The sequence below is a fragment of the Parasphingorhabdus sp. SCSIO 66989 genome, from assembly GCF_032852305.1.
GTDB classification, from domain to species: domain Bacteria; phylum Pseudomonadota; class Alphaproteobacteria; order Sphingomonadales; family Sphingomonadaceae; genus Alterisphingorhabdus; species Alterisphingorhabdus coralli.
In genome coordinates this window covers 370,167-388,550 of record NZ_CP136594.1, presented here as the reverse complement: position 1 = coordinate 388,550, position 18,384 = coordinate 370,167, and the positions used below count along the sequence as shown (strand labels likewise).

Annotated in this window: 19 protein-coding genes and 1 tRNA gene; 7 read left to right on the top strand and 13 right to left on the bottom strand. The window is 58.4% G+C overall.

The annotated features are described in order from the left end of the window. Window positions 1-335 precede the first annotated feature (335 nt). A complete protein-coding gene (locus RB602_RS01820; RefSeq protein WP_317082421.1) occupies window positions 336-635 on the bottom strand; it encodes a hypothetical protein in 300 nt (99 codons plus the stop codon). Between the two features lie 234 nt (window positions 636-869). Here RB602_RS01820 and RB602_RS01815 point away from each other — a divergent pair, with 234 nt between their 5' ends. Then, window positions 870-1,919 (top strand): tetratricopeptide repeat protein, encoded by a 1,050-nt coding sequence (locus RB602_RS01815; protein WP_317082419.1) that lies wholly within the window; start codon window positions 870-872, stop codon window positions 1,917-1,919. Between the two features lie 16 nt (window positions 1,920-1,935). Here the strand turns inward: RB602_RS01815 and RB602_RS01810 are convergent. Continuing rightward, window positions 1,936-2,009, bottom strand: a tRNA-Gln gene (locus RB602_RS01810). Window positions 2,010-2,172: 163 nt separating this feature from the next. Here RB602_RS01810 and RB602_RS01805 point away from each other — a divergent pair. The 3 genes from RB602_RS01805 to RB602_RS01795 are packed head-to-tail and all read left to right on the top strand — an operon-like array spanning window position 2,173 to window position 4,505. Continuing rightward, window positions 2,173-3,411: a Ppx/GppA phosphatase family protein gene (locus RB602_RS01805; protein ID WP_406568428.1), complete on the top strand. Its 1,239-nt coding sequence runs from the start codon at window positions 2,173-2,175 to the stop codon at window positions 3,409-3,411. Between the two features lie 3 nt (window positions 3,412-3,414). After that, window positions 3,415-4,089: an RlmE family RNA methyltransferase gene (locus RB602_RS01800; RefSeq protein ID WP_317082413.1), complete on the top strand. Its 675-nt coding sequence runs from the start codon at window positions 3,415-3,417 to the stop codon at window positions 4,087-4,089. A gap of 41 nt (window positions 4,090-4,130) precedes the next feature. Next, window positions 4,131-4,505 carry a VOC family protein gene (locus RB602_RS01795; RefSeq protein WP_317082411.1) on the top strand — a complete coding sequence of 125 codons (375 nt, stop codon included), beginning with the start codon at window positions 4,131-4,133 and terminating at the stop codon, window positions 4,503-4,505. 203 nt (window positions 4,506-4,708) lie between these two features. On the opposite strand, the gene msrB is transcribed toward RB602_RS01795, so the two are convergent. The 4 genes from msrB to RB602_RS01775 form a co-directional block, all read right to left on the bottom strand. Further along, the gene (gene msrB, locus RB602_RS01790; protein WP_317082409.1) at window positions 4,709-5,215 is read right to left on the bottom strand and encodes a peptide-methionine (R)-S-oxide reductase MsrB; all 507 of its coding nucleotides are present in this window, start codon (window positions 5,213-5,215) and stop codon (window positions 4,709-4,711) included. An 81-nt stretch (window positions 5,216-5,296) separates the two neighbouring features. Beyond that, window positions 5,297-6,610, bottom strand: coding sequence for a cytochrome P450 (locus RB602_RS01785; RefSeq protein ID WP_317082407.1), 1,314 nt, complete (start codon window positions 6,608-6,610; stop codon window positions 5,297-5,299). Window positions 6,611-6,816: 206 nt separating this feature from the next. Continuing rightward, window positions 6,817-8,034, bottom strand: a complete 1,218-nt coding sequence (locus RB602_RS01780) for an ABC transporter permease (RefSeq protein WP_317082405.1) — start codon at window positions 8,032-8,034, stop codon at window positions 6,817-6,819. After that, window positions 8,031-8,969, bottom strand: coding sequence for an ABC transporter ATP-binding protein (locus RB602_RS01775; protein WP_317082404.1), 939 nt, complete (start codon window positions 8,967-8,969; stop codon window positions 8,031-8,033). Before RB602_RS01775 ends, RB602_RS01780 begins: the two co-directional genes overlap by 4 nt. 125 nt (window positions 8,970-9,094) lie before the next feature. On the opposite strand from RB602_RS01775, the gene queG reads away from it, so the two are divergent. Beyond that, on the top strand, window positions 9,095-10,237 hold the full coding sequence (gene queG / locus RB602_RS01770) for a tRNA epoxyqueuosine(34) reductase QueG (protein ID WP_317084618.1): 1,143 nt from the start codon (window positions 9,095-9,097) through the stop codon (window positions 10,235-10,237). Here queG and RB602_RS01765 read toward each other — a convergent pair. Next, window positions 10,234-12,690, bottom strand: a complete 2,457-nt coding sequence (locus tag RB602_RS01765) for a S8 family peptidase (RefSeq protein ID WP_317082401.1) — start codon at window positions 12,688-12,690, stop codon at window positions 10,234-10,236. The genes queG and RB602_RS01765 overlap by 4 nt on opposite strands. 177 nt (window positions 12,691-12,867) lie before the next feature. Between RB602_RS01765 and RB602_RS01760 the strand changes: the two genes are divergently transcribed. Beyond that, window positions 12,868-13,602 (top strand): pyrimidine 5'-nucleotidase, encoded by a 735-nt coding sequence (locus RB602_RS01760; protein WP_317082399.1) that lies wholly within the window; start codon window positions 12,868-12,870, stop codon window positions 13,600-13,602. Further along, window positions 13,599-14,453, top strand: coding sequence for a 2,3,4,5-tetrahydropyridine-2,6-dicarboxylate N-succinyltransferase (gene dapD / locus RB602_RS01755; RefSeq protein WP_317082398.1), 855 nt, complete (start codon window positions 13,599-13,601; stop codon window positions 14,451-14,453). Before RB602_RS01760 ends, dapD begins: the two co-directional genes overlap by 4 nt. Before the next feature lie 247 nt (window positions 14,454-14,700). On the opposite strand, the gene RB602_RS01750 is transcribed toward dapD, so the two are convergent. The 6 genes from RB602_RS01750 to dnaQ all read right to left on the bottom strand — a co-directional run bounded on the left by RB602_RS01750 (window position 14,701) and on the right by dnaQ (window position 18,380). Further along, the gene (locus RB602_RS01750; protein ID WP_317082396.1) at window positions 14,701-15,432 is read right to left on the bottom strand and encodes a cell wall hydrolase; all 732 of its coding nucleotides are present in this window, start codon (window positions 15,430-15,432) and stop codon (window positions 14,701-14,703) included. Window positions 15,433-15,611: 179 nt separating this feature from the next. After that, window positions 15,612-15,956 (bottom strand): DUF1491 family protein, encoded by a 345-nt coding sequence (locus RB602_RS01745; protein ID WP_317082394.1) that lies wholly within the window; start codon window positions 15,954-15,956, stop codon window positions 15,612-15,614. A 23-nt stretch (window positions 15,957-15,979) separates the two neighbouring features. Then, window positions 15,980-16,453: a PaaI family thioesterase gene (locus RB602_RS01740; protein ID WP_317082392.1), complete on the bottom strand. Its 474-nt coding sequence runs from the start codon at window positions 16,451-16,453 to the stop codon at window positions 15,980-15,982. Beyond that, window positions 16,450-16,926 (bottom strand): PTS sugar transporter subunit IIA, encoded by a 477-nt coding sequence (locus tag RB602_RS01735; RefSeq protein WP_317082390.1) that lies wholly within the window; start codon window positions 16,924-16,926, stop codon window positions 16,450-16,452. The genes RB602_RS01740 and RB602_RS01735 overlap by 4 nt, the downstream gene beginning before the upstream one ends. A gap of 101 nt (window positions 16,927-17,027) precedes the next feature. Further along, on the bottom strand, window positions 17,028-17,606 hold the full coding sequence (gene hpf / locus RB602_RS01730) for a ribosome hibernation-promoting factor, HPF/YfiA family (RefSeq protein WP_317082388.1): 579 nt from the start codon (window positions 17,604-17,606) through the stop codon (window positions 17,028-17,030). A 48-nt stretch (window positions 17,607-17,654) separates the two neighbouring features. Continuing rightward, window positions 17,655-18,380: a DNA polymerase III subunit epsilon gene (dnaQ, locus tag RB602_RS01725; RefSeq protein ID WP_317082386.1), complete on the bottom strand. Its 726-nt coding sequence runs from the start codon at window positions 18,378-18,380 to the stop codon at window positions 17,655-17,657. Window positions 18,381-18,384 lie beyond the last annotated feature (4 nt).

Genomic DNA, 18,384 nt, shown 5'->3' with positions numbered 1-18,384 from the left:
GCCGCAATTGTCGGAATCTTTGACAATTCATGCAGGCCGTTCATAGCCGTTAACCATTGCAAAGCCCGGCTTTTCAGGGCTTTCCCGATTCTGGCACGCCACATGCTTTACCATTGGGTGAGGGAAACGAAATATTCGGATCCACAGGATATTGGGTAAGCTTCAACAAAGGGGCATGAAATGAGATATGCGAAACTCACCAAGGCTGTTGCGATAGGCGCAATGGTTGCCACAGGTGCTTCCGGTGGCTTGCTGGCGACCGCCGATACCGCGTACGCCGATGATGATGATTACGAATATGATGATGACGATGATGATCGCAACTATGGCCGCACCTATGGCTGGTCAAAGAGCAGCAAATGCGGTCGCTGGTCGAGCAAATGCGGTTCGAAAAGCTCATCGGGCGGCTCCAAGAGTTCAACCGGTGGCTCGAAAAGCTCTACCGGTGGGTCCAAGAGTTCCTCAGGCAGCAGCTCGTCATCGTCTTCAAGCTCAAGCTCAACCAGCACAAGCACCGGCGGTTCAACCAGCTCGACCTCTAGCGGCGGTTCAACTTCCAGCTCGACTTCGACCTCAACCTCGTCATCGACCAGCACGAGTTCGGGTGCCTCAAGCTCGACCAGCAGCACCAGCACTGGTGGCTCAACCGGCGGTTCAACCGGCGGAACGCCAGTCCCGGCACCGGGGGCACTGTTGCTCTTTGGACTGGGCGCAGGCGGCTTGGTTGGCGGACGCCGATTGCTGAAGAAAAAGCAATCGGACTAATCACCGACAAGCCTATGGCTTCGAAAGACACGAAAGGGGTTGGGCCTGTGTCCAGCCCCTTTTGTTTTATGGATTCTTCAGCAAATGTGGCTAGTCTGACCAAGATGAACCAGACAGCCCTCTCCCCGACATGGCAGCGCGTCTTTGCATGGCTGATGCCTGCACTGCTGATCGCGATGCTGCCCGCCTGCGGCATCGGGCCGCAATCGACCATGGATGATGCCCAAACCGCCTTTGCCGCGAATGATTATCGCACCGCGCGGATTCACCTGCTCAATCTGCTCGATAACAGCCCGAATGATGATGCTGCCAATCTGCTCTATGCCCGTACCATGTTGGCGCTGGGCGATGGACTGGCGGCGCAGGCTGCTATCGGCAAAATCTCCGATAATGGCACCGATGACGCCACCCGTTCCGCGTTGCTCGCGCATAGCGATATCATGCGTGGCGTACCACAAAAGGCGATTGACCGGCTTGAACCGATCGCGCCAGAGGCGCGCAATGGCGAGATGTACCGCATGCTGATCTGGGCGCATCGCGAGAATGGCACGCTTGACGACAATGCCGATCTTTTTGCCGAGGCACTGGAGCGTCATAATGACAATGCTGATCTTCACGCGCTTGTGGCACGCGATGCCATAACCCGCGGCGACGACGAGCTGGCCCGCACCGCTGCCACCAACGCCCTCGCCCGTGATGATGACAATTATGAAGCGTTACTGGTGCAGGCGGAGTTGCAGATCCTTGATGAGGATCTGACGGGCGCCAAAACACGCTATGCCAATATTGCCAAGCGCTACCCGGGCCATGCTGTCCCGCTCGCCAATATTGTCGGGGTGGAGATTGATATGGGCAATTATGATGCCGCAGAGAAGCTGATCGCGCAAACCGAAGCAGAGCATCCCGGTTTTCCATTCCTGCAATATCAAAAAGCCCGTCTGGCGTTTGCGCGCGAGGACTATCGTGGTGCCAATGACATATTGCAGTCCATGCCCGATTATGTGCATGACTATCCGCCGGGGCTGGTGTTGTCGGCTGAGATAGCCGAAGCACTGGGCAATCGCGAAATCGCCATCGCAAGGCTAGAACGGCTGCTCGCCATCGTCCCCGATGATGAGACGGCGCGCGAAAAGCTAAACGGGCTAACACGCTAAACCATCGATTACAGGCTGGATGCCCCGCGAGGATTCGAACCTCGATTGACGGAGTCAGAGTCCGTAGTCTTGCCATTAGACGACGGGGCAAAGAGGCGCGGCAATTATCGCGCTCTTCTGCGCCTGTCAAGCGATTCACCCGGCTGTCCCGATCCGTGACACGCAAAATGGTTGCGGGATGCAGGTCATGCCGTTAACTTGGCTTTCAAGTGGAGGCGGAATGTTCCGCCCTGATGAGATAAGAGTAAGTGCCATGGTGGAGCGTCAATCGCCCATGGCATCCGGTGCGGACCCGCAAAGTGCTTCCCCTATTGAGGCCCGGTCCTCATCAACGGATGCACAAATACAGGCCGGAAATCCGGCAAGCAGCAACAACCGTCAGCCACGGTCACCCGCGCAGCATAATCTCAATCGCCACAACCGCCCTGCCCGCGCCCGCCGCGCCTATGCCGCGATTGATCTGGGCACCAATAATTGCCGCTTGCTGATCGCCAAACCGGCAGGCGACAGCTTTGTTGTCGTCGATGCCTTTTCGCGCGTGGTTCGGCTCGGTGAAGGACTGGCCGGTGAAGGCAAGCTCAGCCAACAGGCGATGGACCGCGCGGTTGCCGCCCTGTCCGTCTGTGCCGACAAGCTCAAACGTCGCAATGTTGTGCTCGCCCGCTCGGTCGCCACCGAGGCCTGTCGCCGCGCCAGCAATGGCGAGGAATTTATCGAGCGCGTCCGCCGCGAAACCGGCATCATGCTCGACATTATCAGCGCCGAGGAAGAGGCGCGGCTGGCGGTCTTGGGCTGTCATATCCTGCTTGAACCGGGGCAAGGCCCGGCGCTGATCTTTGATATTGGCGGCGGATCGACCGAGCTGGTGCTGATCGATACCGATGGCCGCGCACCGGAAATCCGCGATTGGGTCAGCGTCCCCTATGGCGTGGTTTCGCTCACCGAAAGCGTAGACGTTGATGCCAGCAGCAGCGAAAGCCGGATTGCCGGATATGAGAAGATGCGCGCAACTGCGCTGGAGAGCTTCCGCGAATTTGCCAAACGGCTACCGCACAAGGACGGCGACAGCTATCGCATGCTCGGCACCAGCGGCACGGTCACGACACTGGCCAGCCTGCATCTCAAACTGCCCTGCTATAACCGCTCGGCGATTGATGGCCTGATCGTCCCGGCGCAATCGATGCGCGATATCAGCCAGGAGCTGGGGGCGATGCATGTTGATGAGCGGCGCGATGTGCCGTGCATCGGCAAGGAACGGGCCGATCTGGTGATTGCCGGCTGCGCCATCCTTGAGGCGATTCTCGATATCTGGCCAGCCGAACGGCTCGGCGTCGCGGATCGCGGGATTCGGGAAGGGATTCTGCGCGGGTTGATGGCTGCCAATTCTGTGCCCAAATCGACGAACGGCCGCAAAGCCAAGGGCAATGGCCGGAGCCGCTCCAGGAACCGCTCTGGCAATCGCGGGCGCGGGCGCACCCCAAAGAAAAGCTAGGCCATGGCGCGTTCTTCCAATCGCGGCCGTGCCGACTCGGAAAAGCGGCTGCGCAAGAATCGCAACCGCAAGGAATCCTCGGCGCGCTGGCTGACACGCCAGCTCAATGACCCCTATGTCAAACGCGCCAAGGCCGATGGCTATCGCTCGCGCGCAGCCTATAAGCTGGCTGAGCTTGATGAGCGCTTCAACTTTGTGCGCCAGGCGCGGCATGTGGTTGACCTTGGCATTGCACCCGGCGGCTGGGCGCAGCTGGTGCGTGCGGCATCACCCAAGGCCAAGGTTGTGGGCATTGATCTGCTGCCCACCGATCCGATTGAGGGCGTCACCATTTTCGAGCATGACTTTATGGACGATGATGCGCCCGATATGATCACCGAGGCGCTGGGTGCGGCGCCTGATCTGGTGCTCTCCGATATGGCCGCCAATACAGTCGGGCATAAGCAGACCGACCATCTGCGCACCATGGGTCTGGTCGAGGCAGCGGCGGATTTCGCCATCCAGAATCTCGCGCCCGGTGGCGCTTTTGTCTCCAAGGTCTTTGCCGGTGGCACCGATGCCGATCTGCTGGCGCAATTGAAGCGCCACTTTGCCACCGTCAAACATGCCAAGCCCCCGGCCAGCCGCAAAGGCTCGTCCGAATGGTATGTCATCGCGCAGAAGTTTAAGGGCAAATAGGCTCTGTCTATGTTATCCTTCCCATAGGGGAGGACAGAGCTATGGCAAAAATCACCGGACTGGGCGGCATATTCCATATAGTGAAAGACCCGGAAGCTACGCGCGCTTGGTATCGCGACAAGCTGGGGCTGGATGGCGAATATGGCCCCTTGCTCAAATGGTCGGAAGAAGCGGGCGAATCTCCCTATAGCCTGATCAGCCATTTCACCGATGGCGAATATCTCAAACCCAGCAATGAGCGCTTTATGATCAATCTGCGGGTCGATGATCTGCAAGGCTTTATCGCCCTGCTGAAATCACGCGATGTCGAGGTGCTGGATCATGTCGATGAAGGCTATGGCGAATTTGCCTGGATCATGGATCTTGATGGCGTGAAAATCGAGCTATGGCAGCAAAAGGCGGTGCCTGAGGATTGATAGCCTTGGATTGATGGCCGAAATTTGATGGAAAGCGTCAAGCTGGCTTGACGAAAGTTACAAAGGTTCCACTAGAACGCCGCAGAAATACGTGGCTGTGTTGGACATTATGTTGGAAATGGAGTGCGGCATAAGCGGCAGGGGCGAGGATAATGCCCGCTAAATATAGCAGCCCAATTTAGTGTAGGACAGCAAAGGCGCAATCAGGCTGGCCGGAATCTCAACGCCGCACCATTGATGCACCAGCGCTTGCCGGTCGGTCTTGGGCCATCGTTAAACACATGGCCCAAATGGCCGCCACAGCGGCTGCAATGGACCTCGGTGCGCGGCACGCCGATCTTGTAATCGGTGCTGGTGCCAATATTGGCGCTTACTGCGCGGGTGAAGCTGGGCCAGCCGGTGCCGCTGTCATATTTGTCGGCAGAGCGGAACACGGGGTGATTGCATCCGGCGCAGAGAAAAGTGCCGCTGCGCTTTTCCTTATTCAACCGACTGGTGAAGGCGCGTTCAGTGCCTTCCTGACGCAGCACATAATATTGCATCGGGGTAAGCCGCTTCTTCCACTCGGCATCGCTGCGGCTAATGGGAAAGCGTTTGCCTTTGGCCGAGGCAGGCGCGGCACCGATGCCGATGCGGCTCACGCCCAGCCCGGCCATGATAACACCGCCTGCGGCCAATCCGGCCAATATATGTCTGCGTTCTGTTGCCATTATATCTGTCCTTGCAGGATATAGTCATCCAGCAAGGAGTTCGCCAGTGATGTGATCAGGGTTACAGAATGAATGCCCGGATCAATATTTGCTGATCTTCACCGGCATTTCGCGATAGCCATGGACGAAACAGGCATGGACCCGCTCGACCGGACCGGTGACATCCACCTGCATCCGCCGCGCCGCCATTTCTTCGAGCAGAACCCGCAACTGCAATTCGGCGAGACGCGCGCCGACACAGCGGTGAATGCCATAGCCGAAAGAGAGGTTGCGCCGGGCATTGGGACGATCAACGATGATCTGGTCGGCATCCTCAAACACCTCTTCATCGCGATTGGCCGAAATATACCACAGGATCAGCTTGTCGCCTTTCTTGATCTCATGGCCAAACAGATCGGTGTCCTCGGTCGCGGTGCGGCGCATATGCGACAAGGGAGTCTGCCAGCGGATAATCTCCTGAACCGCATTGGGGATCAGATCAGGATTTTGCTGCAGCTTGGCGCGTTGTTCGGGGAATTGGGTCAGGCCATAGGCCACCGCCGACATGGAGTTGCGCGTCGTGTCATTGCCGCCGACAATCAGCAGCACCAGATTGCCCATAAACTCATGGAAATCCATATCATTCATCGCTTCGCTATGGATCATCATCGAGATCAGATCGGGCGTCGGCTCGGCATTGACCCGCTGATTCCACAGCTGCATGAAATAGCCGCCCATCTCAAACAGGATTTCGCGCCGCTTTTCCTCAAGTTCCCGGGCGCGTGTCAGTTCCACATCGCCGGCCCAATCGGACCAGAAGGTCAGCAGACGGCGATCGTCCCATGGGAAATCAAACAGGATGGCCAGCATGCCGGTGGTCAGTTCGATCGACACCTTGTCGACCCAGTCAAATTCCTCGTCCCAGGGCAGGCTGTCGAGCACTTCGCCGGTGCGTGCGCGAATCTCGGCTTCCATGTCTTTCATCTTGGCCGGGGTAAAGGCCGGGGCGACAGTGCGCCGCTGGCCGGTATGTTTGGGCCGGTCCATGGCGATGAACATCGGCATATCAAATTCCCGTTCCTCGGGCGGCTCGGCGATGGTTATGCCGCCATTGCTGATGTCGGAAGAGAATAGCTCGGGCAGAGCTTCGACATGCTGGATCACCTTGTGCGAGGTAATATTCCAATAAGGGCCGTAAAAGGAGTCTTCGACCTTGTTGATCGGCGCATTGGCCCGCATCTCGGCAAAGGGCGCGCGCCACAAATCCTTGGAGTACAGCACGGCCCGGCTGACATCGCGCGGATTGGCGTCTTCCTCTTCAGTCTGTGGATTGTTGCTATACCAGTTTTTCAGCGCCTCAACCGCGGTTGGGGCTTTGGTAAGTCCTGACGTATCAATTGCCGCTTGGCTGGCCATGATCTTCTCTCCTATCAAGCTATATCCTCAAGCGCCGCTGTTGGTCAGCGGTCATCTTTTTCGATTCTCTATTATCATCCTGTCAGGACGATCTTAAGTTGCTTTTCGAAACCAGTCTGTCTGTATTGACAATAATGTCAATACCTTTGACGCAAACTATTCTATCGCAACCCTTTCCTTAGCCTTAACTGGAGACAGGATTGCGATCAGCCGCGTCCAAAGGCAGCCAGGAATCCGGTTTTTGTCGTTGCCGGCCCCGATTTCATGACATTGCGGCGGAAGATTCCCGCGCCGAAGCGGATGATCAGCAGCGCCCAGCCAATCTGCCAGCCCAGGGCAAGGATATGCTGCAGCACATCGCCCTGTTGCGCCGCCCGCGCCAGCATGGCGAAGGGGGAGCTTAACGGAAACAGCACCGCGCTCCATTCGATCCATTCGCCGGTGCGCGGCACCGAATAGGCGGCGAGGAAGAACACCAGCACCTGCGCCATGGTGACGGGCATTGATAATGTCTGCACCTCCCGCACCGTGGTCGCCAGCGCGCCAATGCCGAGAAAAAGCGAGCCGAGCAGCAAATAGGCCATGGCAAAATAGACAAAGCCAAGCATGATAAACAGCGGCCAGCCGACAGCAGGCGTTGGCAATTGCGGCAGGCCATCACCAAACAGCGTGATCCCGCCAATGACAAACACCATCCATACCGCAATGCCGATCAGCGCCATGGCCAGCATGGCAAAAAGCTTGCCGAGAAAAATCGAATCGATGGGGATGGCCGCGGCCAGAATCTCGATAATCTTGTTGGTCTTTTCCTCGACCAGATTGGATAGCACCATGCCGGCCAGCAACATGGTGAGCAGGAAGAGCAGCCCCTGCGCCAATTGCGCGGTGAGGCGCTGGCGCTGTTGCTGCAGGCCGCTGGAATCGGTGACGATATTCTGGGTCAATGGTGGGCCAGTGGCGACCTTGCCGGAGCGCGCATAGTCCATCAGCAAGGCCAATTGCCCTTCCCAGCGCTCGGCAAAGGCAGCGGGCGCGGTCAATACCGGCTTGGAAAGATCGCCTGAGAGCACAGCATCAAGACTCTTGTCATCGCCCTCGCCCCGGTTGAGCAGCGCGGCAATCTGGGCCTCGCCGCTGCCATCCGGCGCGATGCGTTCCAGCGCGGGCAGACGGCGCTCGCCTAGTTGCTCAGTCAGGGTCGCATGGGCTTCTGCAATCGCGGCAGCGTCTTCATCGGCCATAAGCAGCGCCGCGGTCGGCTGGTCAATGTCGCGCGCCACCTGCTGCGTCAGGCCACCCGCCGCCAGACCCAGAGCAACCGGGAAGAGTGGCCCCAGCAGAAAGAAAAAGAACGCCTTGGAAAAGACGATCGCGGCAAAATCGCGACGGGCAATAACCCAGGCGGCGCGAATGGTCTCGTTCATGCCTCTTCCTCCTCCTGATCGCGCTCCATCTGCGCTGCCGCCGCTTCTCCGGCTATGGCGACAAAGGCATCATGCAGACCGGGCCGCTCAATCGCTAGTGATTGCACCCCGGCATCGCCCTCGACCAACGCCTTGAGCAGCGGCTCGACCCCGGTTTCGGGCAGGGTGAAGTGCCAGAAATGGCCCTCGGGCTGGCATTCAGCCGGAATGGCGCTGCGCCATGCGCCTTCCAGACAGCGCGTTTCCAGCCGCACCTGTGGCCGCAACCGGTCGCGCGCTTCAGAAACCTTGCCGGAAAAGGGGATCTTCCCGCCCGCGATAATCGCGACATCCTCGCACAGGCGCTCGGCATGGGCGATGACATGGGTGGAGAAGATCACCGTCACCCCGGCTTCCGCTTGCGAGCGGATCAATCGCTCCAGCTTCGCCTGATTGAGCGCATCGAGCCCGGAAAATGGCTCATCCAGCACAATCAGCTTGGGGCGGTGGACAATGGTGCCGAGCAGTTGCACCGTCTGCGCCATGCCCTTGGAGAGCATCCGCACTTCCTTGTCGGCAGCATGGCCCAGACCCGCCTCATCAAGCAGCACCCGCGCGCGCTGTCGGCCCTCAGCCAACGGCAGGCCGCGCAAAGCGCCCATAAAGGCGATGGCGTCAAATGCTTTCATTGCTGGATAAAGACCGCGCTCTTCTGGCAGATAGCCAACATCATGCGCCGCATCGAGCGGGCGTTCATGGCCCAAAAGCCGACAGCCGCCTTCGTCCGGGTCAATAATGCCGAGCAACATCCGCAAGGTCGTGGTTTTGCCCGCGCCATTGGGGCCCAATATGCCCAAAATGCTGCCCTTGGGGACCGTCAGGTCAATTCCGTCCACGGCGCGGACATCGTCAAAATTCTTGACAAGCCCGTGCGCCTCAATGGCATAATCTGACACTCACAAATCCCTTCGATATGGCCGAGGCTGTGGCCTGACACGCTGATGGCAATGGGGAATAGCGAGGTAGCATGGCAAGCGGCAAGAAAAAGTTAAACGGTGCCGATCTTGCCACCGCGCCACCGATGGACGGCTTTGTGGGCCGGCTGCGTGCCGAAGCCTTGGCGCTGGGTTTTGCCGATATCGGTATTGCTCCCGCAACATTGTCTCCCCAAGTCGGCGAGCGGCTGCATCAATGGATTGACCAGGGATGCCATGGCGAAATGCTGTGGATGGACAGCCGCAAGGACCAGCGCGCCCAGCCACCGACATTATGGCCCGATGTCCAATCGGTGATCATGCTGGGGATGAGCTATGCCCCCGATCATGACCCGCTCGACAGTCTGGCGCATAGAGATAATGGCCTGATCTCGGTCTATGCCCAGGGCGGCGATTATCACAAGCATGTCAAAAAGGCGCTCAAGGCGCTGGCGCGCTGGATCATAGACGAACATGGGTGCAGCCATCCCGACCAAACGCCAGAAGTGAAGGTTTTTGTCGATACCGCGCCGGTGATGGAAAAAGCGCTGGCTGAGGCTGCTGGGTTAGGCTGGCAGGGGAAACACACCAATATGGTTAGTTATAGCCATGGCAGCTGGCTGTTCCTTGGTGCAATCTATACCAATCTTGATCTGCCCGCCAGCGGTGCCGGACGCGACAGCTGTGGCAGTTGCAGCGCCTGTCTCGATATCTGCCCGACAAAGGCGTTTCCTGCCCCCTACAGACTCGATGCACGGCGCTGTATCTCCTATCTCACCATTGAGCATGGCGGCCCGATTGCGCATGAATTTCGCGCCGCCGTGGGCAATCATGTCTATGGCTGTGATGATTGCCTTGCCGCCTGCCCATGGAACAAATTTGCTGAAGAAGCGCAGCGCAACCGCGCCTTTCTGCCGCGCGCAGAATTTGTCCTCCCCGATCTTGATGCGTTGTTGACGCTCGATAGAGAGAGCTTTGCCAGTGTGTTTGCCGGTTCCGCGATCAAGCGCTCCGGGCGCGACCGGATCGTGCGCAATGCCTGTATTGCCGCCGGGAATAGCGGCAATATCCGCTTCGCCGACGCCTTGGCGCACCTAGTCGGCGATGACAGCGCGATAGTGCGCGGCGCGGCCATATGGGGGTTGCGGCAACTCGATCCGGATCGCTTGGCGGCATTGCGCCATGAATGCGAGGCGGATGAACCAGACCCTGCGGTTCAAAGCGAATGGCGCGGAGAATGCCCGGCCTAGAAATTCAAGCCATAGCGTAGCGCCAACCCGATATCGTCCTCGGCCGTTGCAAAATGCCCGGGCTCCTGGCGGATAAAGGCATTGCCTGACAGCGCCCCGCCCCAAAGCGGCATGCTATAGGCAATTTCTCCCACCAGCTCACGCCCGCGCGGAGCCAGATTGAAGCGGCTTAGGCCAAATTGCGCGCTCTCACTGGCATAATCATAGCCAATGGGCAGCAGGAAATCGACGCCGCCCCGGCTTACCCGCAGCGGCTGTGAGAAGCGCAGCGCCAGCCGGTCATGCTTACGGAACATGGAGCGGCGCGACACATCAAAGGCAAAGGCGGTGCTGAGCATCTCGCCAGTCCCTGCCATCATGCCGCCCGCCCGCGCCCGGGTGAAGCCCTGACGCCATTCGCCGCCAAAGCGCCAGCGATCGGGCAGGTCGAGACCAAAGCGCGCATCGATAAACAGGCTGGTCGCGCCATTGGCGCCAAAGGCCGGATCAAAGCGCGCGCCCAAAATGGTTTCCGCCTCATCAACCCAGCTCACAGCCAAGGCAGTATCCAAACCGCCACCGGGTAGCTGCCAGCGCCGGTCTAGCGCAAGCGAGGCACTGCGATAGCCATTATTGAACCGCTGCCGATCCAGTGCATCATTGGGCTGCATGGCGTCACCGAAGAACAAACGGCCAAGCAGATCATCCCCGGCCATCAAGGCGTCGCCGCTTTCCGCCGAGGCAGTTACCGAAAAACCACCAAAGCTCTGCCGCACCGCAACCGATCCATCGACGATGCGCAACTGGCCGAACCGGGTGCTGCCATTATCGGCGACCAGGAACGCCGGGCCTGATGCGCCCTGAAGCTGGGCGGTGAGGCCATGGGCACTGCTGTTCAGGCCAATAGCAAACCCGGTTTTCGGCGCAATCTTGGTGATGATCGAGCCACCAAGAATCTGCGCTCGATCGGCATCGCGCCCCGAAAGCCGCAGCCGCTCAACCAGTGTCGGGCTGTCGGGCCGCTCGGAAACCGTGAGCGCAATGCGAGTCTCGCCACCGCTGGCAACCCGGTTACGCCCCATCGGGATCAGCGCCGGGGTCAGCTTGCGCTCAATCTGCGCTGTCTGCACCGACCGCGCGAGATCAACCGCAAAGGCACGATCAAACCCGTCCAATATCACCGCGCCAAGCCCCTGGCCGGTTTGTGCTGCATCGCCCATGGCGGCTGACGTCATGCCGGTACGGGAAAAAGCCGAGAGAGCCATGCTGGTCCCGGCAAGGCTCATCTGCCCCTGCGGCGAGAACGCCTCTTCCAGATTCAGCACACCACGGCCATAAATCGCATCAACACCCGATGCTCCGGCATCATCAGCGGTCGTCATCAGCAGTTCGACAATCTCACTGCCGCTCAAATTGGGGAAAGCCTGTGCAAGCAATGCCGCCGCACCGGCAATTTGCGGCGCAGCGAAAGAAGTGCCGCTATAGACGCTGACAAAGCCCTCATCATTGGCAATCGCGCCATTTTCATAGACGCAGCAGATGCGCTCGCCTCTGGCAGTAAGGAAGCTTGCACCAAAACTGCCCGCGCGGTTGCTGAAATCGGATATCGCACCGGTATCATCGACCGATCCGGCAATAATCACCAGGCCATTACCGGCATTGGCCAGACCTGAGGCAAAGGCATTGGGCGCGCTGGCGTCAGCGCCAACGACATTGCCATCATTGCCCGCCGAAACGATCACAACAACGCCTTCAGCCGTCGCCCGCGCCACCGCATCGCGCAAGGTGGCATTGGGGCTGGTACCGCCCAGTGAGATATTGACGATACGCGCGCCGCTATTGACCGCATGATCAAGGCCCGCAGCAATGGCGGTGTTGGTATAGCGGCACGGATTACCAGTGCTTCCCGAGCCCGACATGGTTGAGCAACTTCCAGGTGAGTCGGCGCGCAGCACCAGCAGATTGGCATCAAAGGCCATACCCATCACACCCTGACCATTGCGCGCAGCCGCGGCTACTGTCGCCACCGCAGTACCATGGCCGCCTTCATCTTCAAGTCCGCGCGTCCCGGCAACATCGCGTGAACGCGCATCAATTCGTCCGGCAAACTCGGGACTGTCAGTGTCGATCCCACTATCGATAACGCCGATGGTGACGCCCTCGCCCGTCGCCCCTGCTTCCCATGCGGTCATCGCATTGTGAAAATCAGGGCCATCGGAGCGGCGAAATTCGCTGGTGTTGAAATTGGTCGGCGAGGGGGCAGGGGCCTGCGACGAGGTAGGAGCAGGGTCCTGTGTTTGCGGCGGAGGGCCAGCAACTGGCGGTACGGGAGTGCTGACCGGGCCATTATCGCCCGAACCGCCGCAACCACTCAGCACAGCCATCGCCATGGCCGCTACCCCGCAACGCAATTGGCAGCGCAGTCCGCCAGCAATAATCCGTTTTTCGTCTGCGTTTGAATATGCCGATGCCATGAGACCCCCGTGCGCGTGATCGTGGTGAAACTACCCCCTTAGTGACGGCGGCCAGGGACGGCGCTTAACCGCTCAGACAAAGAAATTTTTGAGTCGCGACTGATGTTGCGCCCTCTTTATAATTGAGTCCATCATGGATGCTTGCCTTTGCCAGATTGGGACAATATGCCCCTCGCCATGGCTTCCCCCACACCTTCACCGCATTTTGACCATGTCCGTTATTGGGTATTCGATCTCGACAACACGCTCTATTCTGCCGATCTTGGCCTGTTTGATCTGATCGATGTCAAAATGGGGCGCTATATCTCAGAGCTGCTCGGCGTTGATGCCGGTGATGCGCGGATCATTCAGAAACGCTATTTTCGCGACCATGGCACGACCTTGGCCGGGCTGATGCACCATCACGGCATTGATCCGCATGACTTTCTCGAATTTGTCCATGATATTGATATGGCGGCGCTCGACCCCCGGCCTGATCTGGCGCGGCAGATTGCGGATTTGCCGGGCGAGAAATATATCTTCACCAATGCCGATGCGACCTATGCGGCAAAAGTGCTGGAGCGGCTCGGCCTGAGCGCATTATTCAGCGGCATCCATGATATTCATGCCACCCGCTATCAGCCCAAGCCCGAAGACCATGCCTATGACAGCCTTATCGAGACGCTGGATATTGATCCGCGCCAGTCGCTGTTCTTTGAGGATATGGCGCGCAACCTGTTGCCTGCGAAAAAGCGCGGCATGGCAACGGTGTGGATCGACAATGGTTCAGAGCTTGGCGATCATGGCCATGATCCGGAACATATTGACCTGCATATCAAAGACCTGTCACAGGCGCTTGCAACGATTACCGCATCGCTTAATCAGGATAAGCGCGCATCTGAGCCACAGAATAAAAGGACCGCAATTCTATGACATCGCAGCACCATGCCAGCCTCGCCGAGACCATCGACGCCGCCTGGGAGAAGCGGGATATGCTCAACACCACCAGCCTGGGCGCAGAACGCGATGCGGTGAATGCCGCGCTCGACCTGCTCGACAATGGCGGCGCGCGGGTGGCCGAACCAGACGCGCAGGGTGGATGGAAGGTCAACCAATGGCTGAAGAAAGCGGTACTTCTGTCTTTCCGGCTGAATGATAATGTGCCGATCGATGGCGGACCAGGCAGCGCCGGATGGTATGATAAAGTGCCGTCCAAATTCGCCGGATGGGGTGAGAACCGCTTTCGTGAGGCGGGTTTCCGCGCCGTCCCGGGCGCGATTGTCCGCGCTGGCTCGTTCATCGGCAAGAACGTCGTATTGATGCCCAGCTTTGTGAATATCGGTGCCTATGTTGATGAAGGCACGATGGTCGACACCTGGGCCACGGTCGGCAGCTGCGCCCAGATTGGCATGAATGTCCATATCTCCGGCGGTGCTGGCATTGGTGGCGTATTGGAGCCGCTACAGGCTGGTCCAGTGGTGATTGAAGATGGCGCCTTTATCGGCGCGCGGGCGGAAGTGGCCGAGGGTGTGACCGTGGGCAAGGGCGCGGTGCTCTCCATGGGTGTCTATCTCGGCGCTTCGACCAAGATTGTCGATCGTGCCAGTGGCGAAGTACATATCGGCAAGGTGCCGCCCTATGCGGTGGTGGTGCCTGGCAGCCTGCCCGGCAAGCCCTTGCCCGATGGCAGCATGGGGCCGTCACTCTATTGCGCGGTTATCGTGAAGACTGTGGACGCCCAGACGCGTGCCAAGACCGGGATTAACGAGCTGCTGCGCGATTGATCGCATATATCCTCCCCCTTGGGGGAGGGGGACCGCCAACGGCGGTGGAGGGGCACAGGCAATATAATGCTGTGTTAACTGAGGAAGTAACAAAGCCTTGGCTGAGGCCGTTGAAATCGGCAGATTGGAACATGCCGACGGTGCCCCTCCACCAGCTTCGCTGGTCCCCCTCCCCAAAATGGGGAGGAATAAAAAAGCGGCGCCGGTTGCCCGACGCCGCCTTTTGGTGATCTTGCTCGCTTGGATATCAGCGATAAAAGACGTGATTATCGATCTGCGCAATACGCGTCAGACGCCAGCGCGGATTAACGTAACGCGCATGGAAGAACAGAGCGCCATCAACATCGCTTTTCCACGCATCCTGATCAGCAATGCGGGCAATCGCCTTGGCATTGGCCCAGGCCTGGCTGCCGGTGTTGATCCGTGGCATCTTGCCGCCGCGCACGAAAGAGAATTGGCTGCGCTGATAGACAACGCCGCAATAGCTATTGGGGAAGCGCGACGATTGCTTACGCGCCTTCACCACATGCGCCACCGCCAATTGGCCGCGCAGAGATTCACCCTTGGATTCAAAATAGACCGCACCGGCAAGGCAGCGCAGTTGCTCATCCATGCCAGCATTGCCGTCCTGCAGACGCACCAGCTCACGCAAGCTGTCTGCGCCGGTGAGAACGGGCGCTTCGGCCTGCTTTTCTTCCGGGGTCTTATAGTCTGCAGGCAGCGGCTGCACCATGGCGCCTTCGCCATCGGCAGCGGTATCGGCCACGATCTCGCCGTCGGTCGCACCATCTTCACCCTCGGTTTCGGCAATAATAACCTCGGGGGCGACCTGTGCTTCCATTTTGCTGTCAGAAATTTCCTGTGCCGCCGCATTGCCGATCATCTGATCATAGGCCAGACCAACATCGCCGGTCATAAGGACGGTCAGGGTCGACGCGGTGACAGCCACCGCGCTCGCGATCTGCAGTTTCTTACTCATATACCAAATATATGTGCGGTGAGCGCGTCTGGTGAAAATGCCATTCTGCAGCCGATCTTTATGATCAGCCACTCGGACAATTTCGACGGCCCCCCGTCTGCGCGCTCATCTGCCTCAGTTCACAGACTGCCTACGCCTTTATCAATGTGGGGGCGCAAATAGCGATCTTGTAACAAGAGTCAACCAATGGATTGCAATAGGGCGACCAGTTGTGCGCTATCAGCGATATCCAGTTCAATCAGCCATAAATCGCGATCACGCTCCATGCGTCGCGATAAATAATCTTTATATTCCTGTAGGTTATCAGGATTTTCCTGTTTGATTTCCAGCCATTCGCCGGGGCCGTCAAAATTTGGCATTTGCTCAAAAAGGACAGGGTTTCTGCCATTTTTTAGCTGTTGCACCAGAAGCGCGCCAGAAACCGGATCGCCCTTTTGTAACACAATCGCAAATCCACCCTCAGCCTCGACAGTTTGTCGCAAGGCGCGCACCCGGATGTGAGTCGCGATACGTGGCTCAATCATGGTTCGGCCCGGAAGTGGCGAATTTATTGGTGATAACCATCAAGGCCGCTCAGCCCGATATGCGAGCGCATAAAGGTGCCGGTGCCGCGACCGATCTCATCGCCTTCCGTGTCAACCAGCCGCGATTCGGCGACCAACACCCGGCGATGACCCGATATCCATTTGCCCTCGGCGCGCACTTTTCCTTCCTTTACCGGCTTGGTAAAGTGCAGGTTGAATGCGGTGGTCAGCAGAAACCGATCACTGACCATCGAGTTCGCAGCATAAAAGGCGGCATCATCGAGCATTTTGAAATAAATCGTGCCATGCGCCGCTCCGGCGGCATGATAGACGGCAGGGGTTATGGTGAACTCGATAACCGACTGGCCCTCAGCAGCAATACTGAGCTGTGAGTCAAACAATGCATTGATCTGCGCTGAGGCATAAAGCGATTCAAGCGAACGGAAATGGGCGGCAGCACCCTGACTGGCTTGTTCCAGGGTGTTCGCGCCGCTCATGCTGCCTTGCGCTGCAGCTTTTCGCCGAGCAGAGCATGGATCGCATTGCCATCATCGGCCCCGCGCAACTGGCTCACCAGCGCCTCATCGCGGAGCAACCGCGACACATGCGCCAGTGCGCGCAGATGCAGCGCGCCCTGATTGGCTGGAGACAGCATGGCCCAGACCAGATCCACCGGCTCGGAATCCACCGCCATATAATCAATTGACTGATCAAGCTGAAGGAACAGTGCCACCGGACGGGTAATCCCCTCAATCCGGGCATGCGGAATGGCGATGCCGCGGCCAAAGCCTGTGCTGCCCATATCCTCGCGGGCGCTCAGCAAGTCGAGGCATTGCTGTCGGTCCAGCCCATAAATATGGGCGAACTGCTCAGCAATAATGTCAAATAGCTGCTTCTTGTTCGCAATGGCTAGCCCGGTGACCACGGCCTCGCGATCAAGCACCAGCAATCGGGTATCTTGATACATCATGTTTTTTCAGGTCCTCAAGACTCTCTAACGCATCGAGATTTAGGCGAGATTAAGCGCCGGACAGCAGGGCTCGGTTCAGCCCGATTAACGGACAATCGGTCTTATTCTTGCGGTTCGACCCAGCCGATGGTGCCGTCGGAGCGGCGATAAACCATATTATGCGCGCCAGTGCCAGTGTTTTTGAACATCAGCGCCGAGGTGTTGCGCAGATCGAGCATCATCACCGCATCAGAAACCGATGCTTCAGGAATATCGACCCGGGTTTCGGCAATGACCGGAGGCGCATCGGACGCCTCCTGGCTTTCCGGTTCCTCATCGCTATCGGGCGTTTCAAACACGGTATAGGCGGCCTCGTCCATCTTCGCAGCGTGCTGCATCTTCTCATGCCGGTCCTTCAACCGGCGCATATAGCGGCGTAGCTGCTTCTCGATCTTGTCGGCCGCGCCATCAAAAGCCGGATGGGCTTCCTGGCCCTGGGCCGAGCCTTTAAGGATCAGGCCCTGCATCACATGCATGACAATATCGACGACAAAACTGTCATGCGGCCCCTTGCTTAGCGTCACATGCGCCGAAATCGCCTTGTCGAAATATTTGTCAACAATCGCGCCCAGTCGGTCTTCGACATGGGTCTGCAAAGCCGAACCGGTGTCCACCTGATGACCTGAAACGCGAATATCCATAATGTAAACCTAACTATCTTACTGAAATATATATGTTTGTTATTTCGGCTATCCCGAAATTCGGATCGCAATATGCGCCTCCAGCTTTTCCCACAAGGGGTCATCCACTTTTTCCAGAAATGCCCGGTGTCGCTCGCGCTCTTCTGCGCTGGCATGATGCGGTCGGGCAGGGCGCACGGTCTTGTTGCTCGGGCTGATTATATTCACAGCCTCGACAGCCGGCGCAGCGGCCTCGGCATCGAGTCCCAGACCGATCTGGCGGCCGCCGGTGAGTTCAATATAGACTTGTGTCAGCAACTCGGCATCGAGCAGTGCGCCATGCTTCACCCGCTGGCTGCGATCAATGCCATAGCGAGTGCACAACGCATCAAGCGACAGCTTGGCACCACTATGCTTGGCGCGGGCAATGGCCAGCGTATCGACCATGCGGTCCATCGATACCGGCGCATGGCCCGCCCATTCCAGCTCTGCGTTGAGGAATTTGAAGTCAAAAGCGGCGTTATGCGCCACAAGGTTAGCGTCGCCGATAAATTCCAGGATTTCCTCGGCCTTGCTGGCGAAGAGCGGTTTGTCCGAAAGGAAGGCGTCGCTCAGACCATGCACTTCTTCTGCCGCAGCAGGCATGGATCGTTCAGGATTGAAATAACAATGATAAGTACGTCCGGTTTCTATCCGGTCGATCATTTCTATGCAGCCAATTTCGACCATCCGGTCGCCACCATCGAGTCCCGGCTCAAATCCGGTGGTTTCGGTGTCGAAAACAATCTCGCGCATATAG

What these genes read in the sequence shown, in the direction of transcription:
- RB602_RS01785 (WP_317082407.1), bottom strand. Translation starts at nt 6,610, where the DNA reads ATGGCCAGCCAAGCGGCAATTGATACGTCAGGACTTACCAAAGCCCCA.
- RB602_RS01800 (WP_317082413.1), top strand. Translation starts at nt 3,415, where the DNA reads ATGGCGCGTTCTTCCAATCGCGGCCGTGCCGACTCGGAAAAGCGGCTG.
- RB602_RS01735 (WP_317082390.1), bottom strand. Translation starts at nt 16,926, where the DNA reads ATGATGTATCAAGATACCCGATTGCTGGTGCTTGATCGCGAGGCCGTG.
- RB602_RS01760 (WP_317082399.1), top strand. Translation starts at nt 12,868, where the DNA reads ATGGCTTCCCCCACACCTTCACCGCATTTTGACCATGTCCGTTATTGG.
- dapD (WP_317082398.1), top strand. Translation starts at nt 13,599, where the DNA reads ATGACATCGCAGCACCATGCCAGCCTCGCCGAGACCATCGACGCCGCC.
- queG (WP_317084618.1), top strand. Translation starts at nt 9,095, where the DNA reads ATGGACGGCTTTGTGGGCCGGCTGCGTGCCGAAGCCTTGGCGCTGGGT.
- RB602_RS01780 (WP_317082405.1), bottom strand. Translation starts at nt 8,034, where the DNA reads ATGAACGAGACCATTCGCGCCGCCTGGGTTATTGCCCGTCGCGATTTT.
- dnaQ (WP_317082386.1), bottom strand. Translation starts at nt 18,380, where the DNA reads ATGCGCGAGATTGTTTTCGACACCGAAACCACCGGATTTGAGCCGGGA.
- RB602_RS01815 (WP_317082419.1), top strand. Translation starts at nt 870, where the DNA reads ATGAACCAGACAGCCCTCTCCCCGACATGGCAGCGCGTCTTTGCATGG.
- msrB (WP_317082409.1), bottom strand. Translation starts at nt 5,215, where the DNA reads ATGGCAACAGAACGCAGACATATATTGGCCGGATTGGCCGCAGGCGGT.
- RB602_RS01750 (WP_317082396.1), bottom strand. Translation starts at nt 15,432, where the DNA reads ATGAGTAAGAAACTGCAGATCGCGAGCGCGGTGGCTGTCACCGCGTCG.
- RB602_RS01740 (WP_317082392.1), bottom strand. Translation starts at nt 16,453, where the DNA reads ATGAGCGGCGCGAACACCCTGGAACAAGCCAGTCAGGGTGCTGCCGCC.
- RB602_RS01745 (WP_317082394.1), bottom strand. Translation starts at nt 15,956, where the DNA reads ATGATTGAGCCACGTATCGCGACTCACATCCGGGTGCGCGCCTTGCGA.
- hpf (WP_317082388.1), bottom strand. Translation starts at nt 17,606, where the DNA reads ATGGATATTCGCGTTTCAGGTCATCAGGTGGACACCGGTTCGGCTTTG.
- RB602_RS01805 (WP_406568428.1), top strand. Translation starts at nt 2,173, where the DNA reads ATGGTGGAGCGTCAATCGCCCATGGCATCCGGTGCGGACCCGCAAAGT.
- RB602_RS01765 (WP_317082401.1), bottom strand. Translation starts at nt 12,690, where the DNA reads ATGGCATCGGCATATTCAAACGCAGACGAAAAACGGATTATTGCTGGC.
- RB602_RS01795 (WP_317082411.1), top strand. Translation starts at nt 4,131, where the DNA reads ATGGCAAAAATCACCGGACTGGGCGGCATATTCCATATAGTGAAAGAC.